The sequence below is a fragment of the Micromonospora sp. NPDC049282 genome (genome assembly GCF_043197045.1).
In the GTDB taxonomy this organism is placed as follows: domain Bacteria; phylum Actinomycetota; class Actinomycetes; order Mycobacteriales; family Micromonosporaceae; genus Micromonospora.
In genome coordinates, this window is sequence record NZ_JBICSL010000019.1 from 22,962 (window position 1) to 36,547 (window position 13,586).

The window sequence follows — 13,586 nt, forward strand, 5'->3', positions numbered from 1 at the left end:
GCTTTCCCGCCATGCTACGTCTGCCCGACCACTGGGTGTGGGACAGCTGGTACGCCCAGGACGACGACGGTTCGTGGCACGTGTTCTTCCTGCGTGCCTCCCGCGCCCTGCTCGATCCGCACCGCCGCCACCGGCGCGCCTCGATCGGCCACGCCGTCTCCACCGACCTGCGCTCCTGGCGGCTGGTCGCCGACGCGCTCGTGCCCGCGGACGCGCCCGGCTGGGACGACCTGGCCACCTGGACCGGTTGCGTGGTCCGCGGCCCGGACCGGCGGTGGCACCTGTTCTACACCGGCGTCGGCCGGGCCGAGGACGGGCTGGTCCAGCGGATCGGGTCGGCCGTCTCCGACGACCTGGTCACCTGGCGGCGGCACGGCGACGGTCCGGTCGTGGAGGCGGACCCCGCCTGGTACGAGGTGCTCGACCGGGAGATGTGGTACGAGCAGGCCTGGCGCGATCCCTGGGTCTTCCCCGACCCCGACGGCGACGGCTGGCACATGCTCGTCACCGCCCGCGCCAACCAGGGAGCCGCCGACGAGCGGGGCGTCCTCGGCCACGCCACCTCACCGGACCTGCTCGACTGGACGGTCCGGCCGCCGCTGTCCGCGCCGGCCGGCTTCGGCCACCTGGAGGTGCCGCAGGTCGCCGTGGTGGACGGGCAGCCGCTGCTGCTCTTCTGCACCAACGCGGTCGCGGCCGGTCGAGGATCGACGCACCAGCTCTGGGTGGTGGACGCACCGACGGTCCGGGGTCCCTGGGACGTGGCGGCGGCCCGGCCGGTGGCGCTGCCGCACCTGTACGCGCCGCGGCTGGTCCCGGACGCCGGCGGCTGGTCCCTGATCGGTTTCGTCGACCACGTCGACGGCGAGTTCGTCGGTGAACTCGCCGACCCGATCCCGGTCCGCTACGACCCCGCCCACGGTCTGGTCACCCGGTGACGGCCCCCGCCGCCGCCCACGTCCGGCTCGGACCGGCCCGCAGGTCCTCCTCGATCCGCCTCGCGGCGGCCAGCAGCGGTGGGAGCAGATCCCGCCGGATCACCTCGAACGACCCTCGGGTGGCGTGCGCGGAGACGTTCACCGCCGCCACCACCGACCCGTTCTCGCCGTGGACCGGCGCGGCCAGGGACCGCAGCCCCTCCTCCAACTCCTGGTCCACGATCGCGTAGCCCTGGGCGGCGACCCTGGTCAGAACGGTGCGCAGCTTCACCGGGTCGGTGACGGTGCGCCGGGTCAACGGACGCAGTTCGGCGGTGGCGAGGTAGTCGCCCAACCAGTCCGCCGGTTGCGCGGCGAGCAGCACCCGGCCCATCGACGTGGCGTACGCGGGGAAGCGGGTCCCGACGCTGATCCCCACGGTCATGATCCGCTTGGTCGGGACGCGGGCGACGTAGACCACCTCGTCGCCGTCGAGCACGGACATCGAGCAGGACTCGCGCACCTGCGCGACAAGCGCCTCCATGTGCCGGCGCGCGACCTCGGGCAGGCTCAGGCTCGACAGGTACGCGTAGCCGAGTTCGAGGATCCGCGCCCGCAGCGAGAAGAGCCGGCCGTCGGTGTGCATGTAGCCCAGCTCGACCAGGGTGAGCAGGAACCGGCGCGCCGCGGCCCGGGTCAACCCGGTCCTCCTGGCCACCTCACTGAGCGTGAGCTGCGGGTGGTCGGCGTCGAACGCCCGGATCACCGCGAGTCCGCGCTCCATCGACTGGACGAACTCCGGCGACCTCGCCGCCTCGTCGCGCACGCTCACCCGGCCTCCCGCCGCAAGGTCTCCCCGGCCACCCTGAACGCCCGGTTCGCCGCCGGTACGCCAGCGTAGACGCCGACGTGGAGCAGGACCTCCGCCACCTCCTCCGCGCTCAGTCCGTTGCGCAGCGCGGCCCGGACGTGCATCGCCAACTCCTCGTCGTGGTGCAGGGTGGCGAGCACGGCGAGGGTGACGCAACTACGGGTACGCCGGTCGAGGCCCGGCCGGCTCCACACCTCCCCCCACGCGTAGCGGGTGATGAGGTCCTGGAAGTCGGCGGTGAACTCGTCCGTGCCGGCGATCGCGCGGTCGACGTGCGGATCACCGAGCACCTGCCGGCGTACCGTCATGCCCGCCTCGTGCCGCTCGCGGTCGTTCATCGGTCACCCGGTTCCTCGTCGAAGTGGTCCAGCAGGAGTCGGCACACCCGCTCGGGTTGCTCGACGTTGGCCAGGTGCGCCGCCGCGCCGACCACGGCCAGCCGGGCCCGCGGGATGCGCCCGACGATGCGGCGGGCGTGCTCGACCGGGGTGGCCGGGTCGTCCGCTCCCGCGATCACCAGCGTCGGCGCGCCGATCCGGCCGAGATCGGGGCGGAGGTCCATGGCGGCGATCGCCTCGCAGCAGGCGGCGTATCCGGCGGGGGGCGTCGCGGTCAGCAGGGCGCGGAAATCGGCGACCACGTCCGGCCGGGCCGCCGCGAAGCCCGGGGTGAACCAGCGGGCCACCACCGCGTCGGCGATCGCCGGCAGGCCGGCCGCCCGTACCGTCGCCGCCCGCTCCCGCCACTGCCCGGGCGGGCCGAGCGACGCCGACGTGCACAGCAACGCCAGCCGCCGCACCCGGTGGGGCGCGTGCGCGGCGAGCCACATGCCGACCATGCCGCCGAGCGACAGCCCCGCGTAGTGGACCCACGGCACGCCGAGACCGTCAAGCGTGCGCAGCAGCTCCCGGCCCAGCAGACCCAGCGAGTACGGCCCCGGCGGCACCGCCGAGCGGCCGTGGCCCAGGTGGTCGTACCGGATCACCCGGAACCGTTCGGCGAGCGCCGGGACCTGGGGTTGCCACATCTCGGCGGCGGTGCCGAGCGAGCTGCCGAGCAGCAGCACCGGCGCGCCGGCCGGGCCGTCCACGCTGGTGTGCAGCCGGGAGGTCATTGGTCGGCTCCCCGGGCGGCGGCCAGGGCACGGTCGACGAACCGGCCGGCCGAGCCGAGCCAGCGGTACGGGTCGAGCGCCTCGTCGACCTCCGCCTCGGACAGGTGGGCGCGGATCCCGGGTTCGGCGAGCAGGGCGGCGCGGAACGACGGTTCGCCGGCGGCCCGGGTGACCAGGTCGTGCGCGACGTCGCGACCGACGGCGGGCGCCAGGCGCGCGGCGACTGCCTCGGCGAGCACGAGACCGCCGGTCGCGTCGAGGTTCGCCCGCATCCGCTCCGGACGCACCCGCAACCCGGCGAGCATCCGGGCGCAGCGGCCGGCGGCGCCGCCGGCCAGGTGCAGCAGGTCGAGCAGGGGCTCCCACTCGGCGTGCCAGGCGCCGGCGGCCCGCTCGTGCTCGTGCACCGCCGCGGCGAACAGGGTGGCGACGAGACCCGGACCGCGTCGCGCCGCGGCGCTGACGAGGACCGAGTCCACCGGGTTGCGCTTGTGCGGCATGGCCGAGGAGCCACCGCGCCCGTCGCCACCCTCGGTGACCTCGCCGATCTCGGTCTGGGCGAGCAGTCCGACGTCGAGCGCCACCTTGCCGGCGGCCGCGAGGAGCCCACCGAGGGCCGCGGCCAGGTCGAGCCGGGGCTGGCGGCGGGTGTGCCAGGGCAGCGGGCCGACGGGCAGGCTCAGGTGCGCCGCGAACCGCTCGGCGACCTCGGGGCCGGCCGGGCCGAACGCGGCCAGGGTGCCGACCGCGCCACCGAGCTGCGCCGGCTGGGCGGCGCCCGCCTGCCGCAGTCGGTCCCGGGCCTCGGCCAGACCGGTCAACCAGCCGGCGGCCCTGAGCCCGAACGTGGTGGGCGCCGCCTGCTGGCCGAGGGTCCGGGCGACCATCACGGTGTCCCGGTGGGTCTCGGCCAGCCGGGCGGCGACGTCCACGGCGGCGTCGAGGTGACGCAGCAGCGGCCCGAGCGCCCGCACGGCCACCAGCCCCAGCGCGGTGTCCAGGACGTCCTGGCTGGTCGCGCCGACGTGCACCCAGGCCCGGGCGTGCTCGGGCACGGCGGCGGTCAGCCGGCGCACGAGCGGGACGACCGGGTTGCCGGCGGCGTCGGCGGCCCGGCCGAGCGCCGCCGGGTCGTAGCGCTCGGCGCGGCACCGCACGACGATCGCGTCGGCCGCCGCCTCGGGCAGGACGCCGGCGTCGGCCGCGGCCCGGACGAGCGCGGCCTCCACGTCGAGCATCGCCTGGAGCAGGGACGCGTCGCTGAGTTCCGTGTCGACGTCGGGGGTGCCGGAGAGGCCGCCGAGCAGACTGTCAGACGGCGAAGAAGACGGTCTCACGGTCACCCTGCAGGTGGATGTCGAAGCGGAGTCCGTCCGGGGCGGCGCTCGCCAGCAGCGTGTCCCGGCGGTCCGGGTCGACGCCGCGCAGCACCGGATCGGCGGCGTTCGCCGCCGGCTCGTCGGGAAAGTAGAGCCGGGTGACGAGACGGTGCAGCAGCCCCCGCCCCAGCACCGACAGGGTCAGGTGGGGTGCCTCGACGCCGCCGTCCGGGTCGGGCAGCGCACCCGGCTTGACGGTCAGCAGCCGGTAGCAGCCCTGGGCGTCGGTCTCGCCGCGCCCGAAGCCCCGGAAGCCCGGGAGCGCGGGCGGCCGGGCTCCGCGCGGGTCGTCCGGATGGTCGAACCGGCCGTCCGGGTCGGCCTGCCAGCTCTCCACCATCGCGTCGACCACCGGCGCTCCGGCGCCGTCGACGATCCGGCCGCGGACCCAGAACGCGCCCGGGGTGCCCTCGGGCACCACGTACGGGCCGTCGGGCCAGCGCAGACCGATGTGCAGGTACGGCCCGACCGTCTGCGACGGCGTCACGCCGAGGCGTTCACTCATCGTCGTCCCCGTCCTCGAAGGGGGTGCTCTCCCGGCCGCGCAGCACGATGTCGAACTCGTACGCCGGCGCCCACTCCGGTGCGGTGGTGGCGTGGTCGTACCGGGCGACCATCCGCCGGCGGGCGTCCGGGTCGCGGACCGCGTTGAAGATCGGATCCTGGAAGAAGAGCGGGTCGCCCGGGAAGTACATCTGGGTCACCAGCCGCTGGGTGAACGCGCGGCCGAACAGCGAGAAGTGGATGTGCGCCGGCCGCCAGGCGTTGTCGTGGTTGCGCCAGGGGTAGGCGCCGGGCTGCACGGTGACGAACCGGTACCGTCCCTGGCCGTCGGTGAGTGCCCGGCCGACCCCGTCGAAGTGGGGGTCGAGCGGCGCCGGCCAGGTGTCCGACGCGTGGCGGTACCGGCCGGCGGCGTTGGCCTGCCAGATCTCGACGAGAGTGTGGGGCACCGCCCGGCCGTCGCCGTCGCGGACGCGACCGTGCACGATGATCCGCTGCCCCTGCGGCTCGCCGTCGTGCTGGCGGGTCAGGTCGTGGTCCAGCTCGCCGAGGCGCCCCTCCCCCAGCAGCGGCCCGGTGACCTCGGTCAGTCGCTGCGGCAGGTAGGCCAGCGGGTGCTTCGGCGCCCGCGCCACGGTCGACCGGTAGCCGGGACTGAGCAGGGGTGGATGGGCGTCGACGTCGTCGCGCCGGTAGCGCGGCAGCACCAGGCGGCCGCCGGACTGGTGGACGGTGTGCTGGGTCATGTGTCCTCTCCCGTCGGGCTCACGGCGCCCGGTGTCTGGTCGCTTCCAGCGCCCGCAGCACCGCGAGTTCGCGCGCCGTCGGCGGCTCGCAGGTGATCAGCGGCTCGGCGACGGCGAGGTCCCAGCCGGTGGCCGCCCGCGCCTGCTCCCGGGTCACGCCGGGATGCAACCGGGTGAGCGTCAGCTCGCGGGTGACCGGATCGGGTTCGAGCACGCCGAGGTCGGTGACCACCAGGCGGGGACCGCCGCCCCGCAGGCCGAGCCGCTCGCGGTCGCCCGGGCCCGATCCGTACCCGACCGAGGTGACGAAGTCGACCCGCGCGGCGAACGTCCGCGGGTTCTGCCGGACGATCACCACGACCTCGCCGCAGGAGGCGGCGATCTCCGGGGCGCCGCCGGCGCCGGGCAGCCGGACCTCGGGGGCGTCGTAGTCGGCGCCGATGACCGTGGTGTTGATGTTGCCGTACCGGTCGAGCTGCGCGGCGCCGAGGAAGCCGACGTCGATCCGGCCGGGCTGGAGCCAGTAGTTGAACACCTCGGGCACCGACACCACCGCGTCGGCCGTGTCGGCGAGCACCCCGTCCCCGATGGACAGCGGAAGCCGGTCCGGCTTCGCGCCGAGGCAGCCGGACTCGTAGACGAGCACCAGGTTCGGGGCGTGGGTGGCCCGGGCGAGGTTCGCCGCGGTGCTGGGCAGCCCGATCCCGACGAAACAGGCGGCGCCGTCGCGCAGTTGTCGGGCCGCGGCGACGGTCATCATCTCGTCCGCGGTCCAGTCCGCCTCGCTCACGGGGCGCCCACCCGGTGCACGTGCTGGTCCAGCCAGGCACGGAAGGTGTCACGGCGCCGGCTGACGGCGTCCCAGGCCCGGTAGAAGTCGTTGTCCCGCGTCGAGTAGCCCTGGGCGTACGAGGGGTGCGCGCCACCGGGAACCTCGGCCACCGCGGTGACCGCCCATCCGGGCAGGACGACCTGGCCGGGGACGGGCGACAGCTCGTCCACGATCTCCTCGACGGTGACCAGCGACCGGTGCGCGGCGAGCACCGCCTCCTTCTGCACCCCGGTGATGCCCCACATCTGCACGTTGCCGGCCCGGTCGGCGCGCTGGGCGTGCACCACGGTCACGTCGGGACGCAGGGCGGGAACGGCGGTGAGGGTCTCCCCGGTGAAGGGGCAGGTGATGGACCGGATGGTGGTCGTGTGCCGGGGCAGGTCGGTGCCGGTGTAGCCGCGCAGGACGGCGAACGGCAACCCCGACGCCCCGGCCACGTAGCGGTTCGCCATGCCCGCGTGACTGTGCTCCTCCAGTTCGAGCGGACGCGGCCAGCCGTGCCGCACGGCGTCCCGGAAGCGGTGCAGGGAGCCCACACCCGGGTTGCCGCCCCAGGAGAAGACCAGGCGGCGGGCGCACCCGGCGCCGATGAGCTGGTCGTAGACGACGTCGGGGGTCATCCGTACCAGGGTGAGATCCCGCCGTCCCTGACGGATGATCTCGTGACCGGCGGCGAACGGAATGAGGTGGGTGAAACCTTCCAGGGCCACCACGTCGCCGTCGCGGACCAGGTCCGCCACCGCGTCGGCGAGCGGGACGAGCTTCGCCATGCGCCTCCCCCGCCGTGTTCGCGATGCGGACTGCCGTGCTGACATCGAACGTAACGGCGGAGAGCGACATCCGTCAACGCCGTTGACGCGGGCCGGGTCACGTGCCAGGTTCAAGAAGAGAACAGCCGTTCGGTCAGCGAACAGTCGGAGACCCTTCCGAGCGGACCCCCCACGCTCCCAGGAGGACCACCATGACCCTGCTCGACCCCTCCATCTGGCACGGAACGCTCCACAGTGGTGACTGGATCGCGTCGGCCGGTGGCACCGCCCCGGTGCGGTCCCCCGCCACCGGGGAGGAGATCGGCGAGGTCGGCGTGGCGAACGCCGACGACGTCACGCGCGCCTGCGCCCGCGCCGCCGCCGCCCAGCGCGCCTGGGCAGCCACCGGCTACCCCGAACGGGCCGCGGTGCTGCGGCGGGCCGGGCAACTGTTCGAGCGGCACGCCGACGAGATCGGCGACTGGATCGTGCGGGAGGCCGGGTCCGTTCCGCCCAAGGCCGGTGTCGAGACCGACACCGCGGCGCAGGAGTGCTACGAGGCGGCGGCGCTGGCCTCGCACCCGCTCGGCGAGATCATCCCGAGCGCGCAGCCACGGCTCAGTCTGGCCCGCCGGCTGCCCGTCGGCGTCGTCGGCGTCATCGCGCCGTTCAACTTCCCACTCATCCTGGCCACCCGTTCCGTCGCCCCGGCGCTGGCCCTGGGCAACGCCGTGGTGCTCAAGCCGGACACCCGTACCGCGGTCTGCGGCGGCGTCTCGATCGCCCGGGTCTTCCAGGAGGCCGGCCTGCCCGACGGGCTGCTGCACGTGCTTCCGGGCGGGGTCGAGGCCGGCGAGGCGCTGGTCGCCGACCCGAACGTACGGGTGATCAGCTTCACCGGCTCGACCGCGGCCGGCCGCCGGGTCGGCGAGGCCGCCGCCCGCCACCTCAAGCGGGCGCACCTCGAACTCGGCGGCAACTCGGCCCTGATCGTGCTCGACGACGCCGACCTCGACCTCGCGGTCTCCGCCGGCGCCTGGGGGTCCTTCCTGCACCAGGGGCAGATCTGCATGACCACCGGCCGGCACCTGGTGCACGAGAGCCTGGCCGAGCGGTACGTCGAGCAGTTGACCGAGAGGGCGAACCAGCTGCCGGTCGGCGACCCGGCCAAGGAGCAGGTGGCGCTCGGCCCGATCATCGACGAGCACCAGCGCGACAAGATCCACTCACTGGTCACGGCGAGCGTCGACGCGGGCGCCCGGCTGGCGGCCGGGGGCACCTACCAGGGGTTGTTCTACCGGCCCACCGTGCTGGCCGACGTCACCCCCGCCACCCCGGCGTACGCCGAGGAGGTCTTCGGCCCGGTCGCGCCGGTGATCACCTTCGCCGACCGGGACGAGGCCGTGGCGCTGGCCGCGCAGACCGAGTACGGCCTGTCGTTGGGCATCCTCAGCCGTGACGTGACCGGGGCGCTGGCGCTGGCCGACCGGATTCCCAGCGGGAACGTGCACATCAACGACCAGACCGTCAACGACGAGGCGGTCGCGCCGTTCGGCGGGGTCGGCGCCTCCGGCACCGGGTCCCGGTTCGGCGGGCCGGCGGCGAACGTCGAGGCGTTCACCGAGACCCAGTGGGTGACCGTGCGGGGCACCATCGCGCGGTACCCGTTCTGAGACGCGGAGGAGCGAAAGATGCGTACCCAGGTCGGCATCGTCGGCGCCGGGCCGGCGGGACTCATGCTGTCGCACCTGCTGCACCTGCGCGGGATCGAGTCCGTGGTGCTGGAGAGCCGCAGCCGCGACCACGTCGAGCACCGGGTCCGGGCGGGAGTCCTGGAACAGGGCTCGGTCGACCTGCTCCACCGCACCGGCCTCGGCGAGCGGCTGCGGCGGGAGGGACTGCGGCACGAGGGCATCGAGCTGCGCTTCGCCGGCGAGTCGCACCGGGTGCCGATGACCGAGCTGACCGGCCGGGCGATCACCGTCTACGGGCAGCAGGAGGTGGTCAAGGACCTGATCGCCGCCCGGCTCGCGGCCGGTGGCTCGATCCTCTTCGAGGCCGAGGTCGTACGCCTGGACGGTCTCGACTCGGACTCGCCGGTCGTCCACCTTCGCCGGGACGGACGCGACGAGGAGCTGCGCTGCGACTTCGTGGCCGGCTGCGACGGGTTCCACGGGGTCAGCCGCGGCGCCGTGCCCGACGGGGTGCTGACCACGTACGAACGGACCTACCCCTTCGCCTGGCTGGGCGTGCTCGCCGCCGCCGCGCCGGCGGTGGAGGAACTGGTCTACGCCCACCACGAGCGGGGGTTCGCGCTCCACAGCATGCGCTCACCCGAGATCTCCCGGCTGTACCTGCAGGTCGCTCCGGACGAGGACGTCAACGCGTGGCCGGACGAACGGATCTGGGCGGAGCTGCGGGTCCGGCTGGAGACGGTGCCGGGCTGGTCGCTCAACGAGGGGCCGATCCTGGAGAAGTCCGTCACCCCGATGCGCAGCTTCGTGGTCGAGCCGATGCGGTGGGAGCGGCTGTTCCTGGCCGGGGACGCGGTGCACATCGTGCCGCCGACCGGGGCGAAGGGCATGAACCTGGCCCTCGCCGACGTCGCGTTGCTCGGGGACGCCTTCGCCGCCTGGTACGACCGGGGGCGCACGGACCTGCTGGAGAGCTACTCGGCCACGGCGCTGCGCCGGGTCTGGCGGGCCCAGCACTTCTCCTGGTGGATGACGTCCATGCTGCACCGGCTGGAGCGGGACGACCCGTACGAGACGAAGCTGCAGACCGCCACGTTGAGGTACGTCGCCACCTCCCGCGCCTACGCCACCAGCCTGGCCGAGAACTACGTGGGCCGACCCGAGGTCTGACCGCCATCGTTTAACTTATCCATGACGGGCGTCAGAATTTCTTGACTTTCGATATCGACGTGACTGACCATTTCCAGCACAGCGGCGTGCCCCCACCCAGCGGTAGTGCACCTGTAGATCCGAGGCATCCGCCGGCTTCCGACGCACCCACCACCCCCGCCCAGGAAGGGTTCCGTCAATGAAGAAGGTCATGGCTCTCGGGCTGATCGCCGCCACCGTGATCGCCCTCACCGGATGCACCGACTCCGACGCGTCCGCCCCGTCCGACCAGAACTCGGGCGAACTGCGTCCGGTCCGGGTCGCGGCGCTGCCCATCACCGAGACCGCCGCGCTGTGGGGCGGCATCAAGGCGGGCATCTTCGCCGAACGCGGCCTGAAGGTCGAGGTGCTGCCCGCCCAGGGCGGCGCGCAGGCCATTCCCGCCCTGACCAACGGCGACATCGACTTCGCGATCGGCCAGCCCTTCGGCCCGTTCCGGGCCGATCTGCGGAATCTGGGCGTCGTCATCATCGGCAACTACGCCTCCTCGTACGCCGACGGCGACGACATCAACGCGGTGGTGGCCTCGGCGAAGTCCGGCGTCAAGCGGCCGGCCGACCTCGCCGGCAAGCGGGTCGCGGTCAACAGCCTGGGCGCCGCCGGCGACGTGACGATCATGGCGGCGGTGGAGAAGGACGGCGGCGACCCGTCCAAGGTCAAGTTCGTCGAGGTCGCCTTCCCGGACGCACCGGCCCAGCTCCAGGCCGGCAACATCGACGCCGCGTGGGTGCCGGAGCCCTTCGTCACGCAGCTGCGGAGCCGGGGCGACACCGTCGTCGTCGAGCCCTACCAGGCGGTCGTGCCCGGCCTGGCCACCCTCACCACGATAGCCACGAAGGAGCGCATCGAGAAGGACGCCGAACTGGTCGCGGACTTCTCGGCCGCGATGAAGAAGACGCTGGAGTGGGCCCAGGACCCGGCCAACGAGCCGGCCGTCCGGCAGGCCATCAAGGACAACCTGGAGCTGCCCCCGCCGGTCGCGGAGTCGGTGCGGCTGCCGGCGTTCGGGTGGGAGGTCGACCGGTCGAGCCTGCGGACGCTCGCCGATCTCGCGCAGAAGTACAAGGTGCTCGACCAGCGGCCCGACCTCGACCGCCTCGTCCAACAGCAGTAGCCGACATGGTCGTCCTTCCCGCCCGCGGCCGGCGCGCGTCACGCAAGGCGTTGCTGGGCGTCGCCGGCCTGGCCGGGTTCCTCGCCCTCTGGCAGTCGATCCCGGCCCTGGGCCTGACCGACCCGCAGTACCTGCCGTACGTGACCGACGTGCTGGCACGGCTGTCCGAACAACTCGTCGACCTCGCCTTCTGGCGCCGACTGGGCAGCACCATGACGTCCTGGGCGATCGGCCTGACCGTGGCGACGGTCGCCGCCGTCGTCCTCGGCACGGTCGTCGGCCTGGTGCCGTTCCTGCGGCGCGCCACGCACACGACTGTCGAGTTCCTGCGACCGATCCCGTCGGTCGCCCTCATCCCGCTCGCCGTGCTGATGTTCGGCATCCAGATGCGGGCCGCCCTCGTCATCATCGTCTACGCGTCGTTCTGGCAGGTGTTCGTGCAGGTGATCTACGGCGTCGCCGACGTCGACGTGGTCGCTCGCGACACCGCCCGCGGCTTCGGCCTGACCCGGCGCGAGCAGTTGACCCACCTCGTCCTGCCGACCACCCTGCCCTACCTCATGACCGGCCTGCGGCTCGCGGCGGCGGTCGCGCTCATCCTCGCCGTCACCGCGGAGATGGTGATCGGCAACCCCGGGCTCGGTCGCATGATCGAGCTGTCGCGGTCCGCCGGGGACGCCCCCGGCCTGTACGCCCTCGTCGTGGTCACCGGTCTGCTCGGGCTCGCGGTGAACCTCGTCTTCCGGTTCGTCGAACGCCGGGCGCTGTACTGGCACCAGTCGGTCCGGGGCGAGGAGGCGCGGTGACCGCGTACCCCGGCCGGATCGCCGCCGCGCCGCGCGGCCCGGGTGTCGGATCCCGCGTCGCGGCGGGTCTCCTCCACACGCTCGGGCTGCCGATGCTCCTCCTGGTGGTCTGGGGGCTGGTGGCGACCAGGGCGACGAGCGGGTTCTTTCCCGGCCCGTCGGAGATCGCCGCGGCCTTCGTCGACACCTGGGTCGGTCCCGCCTTCGTCGAGGACGTGCTGCCGAGTTTGTACCGCCTCGGCATCGGCGTCGCCGGGTCGATCGTGCTCGGCGTCGCCGCCGGCACCGTGATCGGCCTCCTCCAGTGGCTGCGCGACCTCCTCGAACCGCTGCTGGAGTTCTTCCGGGCCATCCCGCCGCCGGTGCTGATCCCGGTGGTCATGCTCCTGCTCGGCATCACCGACACGATGAAGGTGGCGGTGATCGTCTCCGGCGCGCTCTGGCCGATCCTGCTGAACACGATCGAGGGGGTCCGGGCGACGGACAGCGTCATGACCGAGACCGCGACCTCGTTCCGGATCACCTGGTGGGAGCGACTCCGGTTCCTCGTGCTGCCCGCCGCCGGCCCCCGCATCATGACCGGCGTCCGGCAGGCCCTCTCGGTCGCGCTCATCCTCATGGTCATCTCGGAGATGTTCGCCTCGTCCTCCGGGCTCGGCTACCGGATCGCCTACTTCCAGCGCAACTACCTCATCGCCGAGATGTGGAGCGGCATCCTCCTGCTCGGTCTCGTCGGCGTCCTCCTCGCCGTCGCTTTCGGTCTCGTCGAACGGCGCGTCCTGCGCTGGTACCACGGAGTCAGGGAGGCCAACCGTGCCTGATCGGAGCAACCTGCTGCGGGTGGAGCACCTGCGGAAGGTCTACCCGGCCACCACCGGGGACGTGGAGGCGATCGGGGACATCAGCTTCACCATGGACGCCGGTGAGCTGGTCTGCATCGTCGGGCCGTCCGGGTGCGGCAAGACCACGCTGCTGAAGTGCCTCGCCGGCCTGCTGCGGCCCACCAGCGGCCTGGTCGAGATGGACGGCACGCCGGTGACCGGGCCGAGTCCCGCGATGGCCGTCGTCTTCCAGGAGTACGGTCGCAGCCTCTACCCGTGGCTGACCGTGCGCGGCAACGTCGAGCTTCCGCTGCGGCACAAGAAGCTCTCCCGGGCCGAGCGGGACAAGCTGGTCGCCGACGCGATCGAGGCGGTCGGCCTCGCGCACGCCGCGCGTAGCCACCCGTGGCAGCTCTCCGGCGGGATGCAGCAGCGGGTGGCGATCGCGCGGGCCATCGCGTACGAGCCGGAGGTCCTGATCATGGACGAGCCGTTCGCCGCGGTCGACGCCCAGACCCGCGCGGACCTGGAGGACCTGGTCCGCGAGCTGCACGCCACCCGCCGGATCTCGACCCTCTTCGTCACCCACGACATCGACGAGTCGGTGTATCTGGGCCAGCGGGTTCTAGTATTGTCCACGTCGCCGACCCGGGTCCGGGAGGACCTCACGATCGACCTGCCGCCGGAGCGCGATCAGATCACGACCCGCGCCCTGCCCCGTTTCACGGAACTGCGGACGCACGTCTACGACCAGATCCAGCGGGCCAGGCGCGGACCGGCGGTGGCCCCGCGATCCGCTCGATGACCGGGGCCACCACCACGGCGTCACC

Annotated in this window: 15 protein-coding genes; 7 read left to right on the forward strand and 8 right to left on the reverse strand. The window is 73.4% G+C overall.

Going from position 1 to position 13,586, the window contains the following annotated elements; all coding sequences use genetic code 11:
* Positions 1-11 precede the first annotated feature (11 nt).
* Positions 12-938, forward strand: a complete 927-nt coding sequence (locus ACGFI2_RS25420; RefSeq protein ID WP_393521411.1) for a glycosyl hydrolase family 32 — start codon at positions 12-14, stop codon at positions 936-938.
* Here the strand turns inward: ACGFI2_RS25420 and ACGFI2_RS25425 are convergent.
* Genes ACGFI2_RS25425 through ACGFI2_RS25460 form a run of 8 tightly spaced genes read right to left on the reverse strand, consistent with a single transcriptional unit; the run spans position 928 to position 7,133 of the window.
* The gene (locus ACGFI2_RS25425; protein WP_393521413.1) at positions 928-1,749 is read right to left on the reverse strand and encodes an IclR family transcriptional regulator C-terminal domain-containing protein; all 822 of its coding nucleotides are present in this window, start codon (positions 1,747-1,749) and stop codon (positions 928-930) included. The two genes, ACGFI2_RS25420 and ACGFI2_RS25425, sit on opposite strands and share 11 nt — an antisense overlap.
* A complete protein-coding gene (gene pcaC / locus ACGFI2_RS25430; protein WP_393521414.1) occupies positions 1,746-2,126 on the reverse strand; it encodes a 4-carboxymuconolactone decarboxylase in 381 nt (126 codons plus the stop codon). Before pcaC ends, ACGFI2_RS25425 begins: the two co-directional genes overlap by 4 nt.
* Positions 2,123-2,902 carry a 3-oxoadipate enol-lactonase gene (pcaD, locus tag ACGFI2_RS25435; protein ID WP_393521416.1) on the reverse strand — a complete coding sequence of 260 codons (780 nt, stop codon included), beginning with the start codon at positions 2,900-2,902 and terminating at the stop codon, positions 2,123-2,125. The genes pcaC and pcaD overlap by 4 nt, the downstream gene beginning before the upstream one ends.
* Positions 2,899-4,239 carry a 3-carboxy-cis,cis-muconate cycloisomerase gene (gene pcaB, locus ACGFI2_RS25440; RefSeq protein ID WP_393521418.1) on the reverse strand — a complete coding sequence of 447 codons (1,341 nt, stop codon included), beginning with the start codon at positions 4,237-4,239 and terminating at the stop codon, positions 2,899-2,901. Before pcaB ends, pcaD begins: the two co-directional genes overlap by 4 nt.
* Positions 4,214-4,786, reverse strand: coding sequence for a protocatechuate 3,4-dioxygenase subunit alpha (pcaG, locus tag ACGFI2_RS25445; protein ID WP_393521420.1), 573 nt, complete (start codon positions 4,784-4,786; stop codon positions 4,214-4,216). Before pcaG ends, pcaB begins: the two co-directional genes overlap by 26 nt.
* Positions 4,779-5,531 carry a protocatechuate 3,4-dioxygenase subunit beta gene (pcaH, locus tag ACGFI2_RS25450; RefSeq protein ID WP_393521422.1) on the reverse strand — a complete coding sequence of 251 codons (753 nt, stop codon included), beginning with the start codon at positions 5,529-5,531 and terminating at the stop codon, positions 4,779-4,781. The genes pcaG and pcaH overlap by 8 nt, the downstream gene beginning before the upstream one ends.
* A gap of 19 nt (positions 5,532-5,550) precedes the next feature.
* Positions 5,551-6,291, reverse strand: coding sequence for a CoA-transferase subunit beta (locus ACGFI2_RS25455; protein ID WP_393521561.1), 741 nt, complete (start codon positions 6,289-6,291; stop codon positions 5,551-5,553).
* Between the two features lie 26 nt (positions 6,292-6,317).
* A complete protein-coding gene (locus ACGFI2_RS25460) occupies positions 6,318-7,133 on the reverse strand; it encodes a CoA transferase subunit A (RefSeq protein WP_393521424.1) in 816 nt (271 codons plus the stop codon).
* A gap of 191 nt (positions 7,134-7,324) precedes the next feature.
* On the opposite strand from ACGFI2_RS25460, the gene ACGFI2_RS25465 reads away from it, so the two are divergent.
* The 6 genes from ACGFI2_RS25465 (at position 7,325) to ACGFI2_RS25490 (ending at position 13,561) form a co-directional block, all read left to right on the forward strand.
* Complete coding sequence (locus tag ACGFI2_RS25465; RefSeq protein ID WP_393521426.1) at positions 7,325-8,785, forward strand: benzaldehyde dehydrogenase; 1,461 nt, start codon at positions 7,325-7,327, stop codon at positions 8,783-8,785.
* Positions 8,786-8,803: 18 nt separating this feature from the next.
* Positions 8,804-9,976, forward strand: coding sequence for a 4-hydroxybenzoate 3-monooxygenase (locus ACGFI2_RS25470; RefSeq protein WP_393521428.1), 1,173 nt, complete (start codon positions 8,804-8,806; stop codon positions 9,974-9,976).
* Between the two features lie 178 nt (positions 9,977-10,154).
* On the forward strand, positions 10,155-11,129 hold the full coding sequence (locus ACGFI2_RS25475; RefSeq protein ID WP_393521430.1) for an ABC transporter substrate-binding protein: 975 nt from the start codon (positions 10,155-10,157) through the stop codon (positions 11,127-11,129).
* Positions 11,130-11,134: 5 nt separating this feature from the next.
* Complete coding sequence (locus ACGFI2_RS25480) at positions 11,135-11,935, forward strand: ABC transporter permease (protein ID WP_393521432.1); 801 nt, start codon at positions 11,135-11,137, stop codon at positions 11,933-11,935.
* Complete coding sequence (locus ACGFI2_RS25485; RefSeq protein WP_393521434.1) at positions 11,932-12,756, forward strand: ABC transporter permease; 825 nt, start codon at positions 11,932-11,934, stop codon at positions 12,754-12,756. Before ACGFI2_RS25480 ends, ACGFI2_RS25485 begins: the two co-directional genes overlap by 4 nt.
* Positions 12,749-13,561 carry an ABC transporter ATP-binding protein gene (locus tag ACGFI2_RS25490; RefSeq protein ID WP_393521436.1) on the forward strand — a complete coding sequence of 271 codons (813 nt, stop codon included), beginning with the start codon at positions 12,749-12,751 and terminating at the stop codon, positions 13,559-13,561. The genes ACGFI2_RS25485 and ACGFI2_RS25490 overlap by 8 nt, the downstream gene beginning before the upstream one ends.
* Positions 13,562-13,586 lie beyond the last annotated feature (25 nt).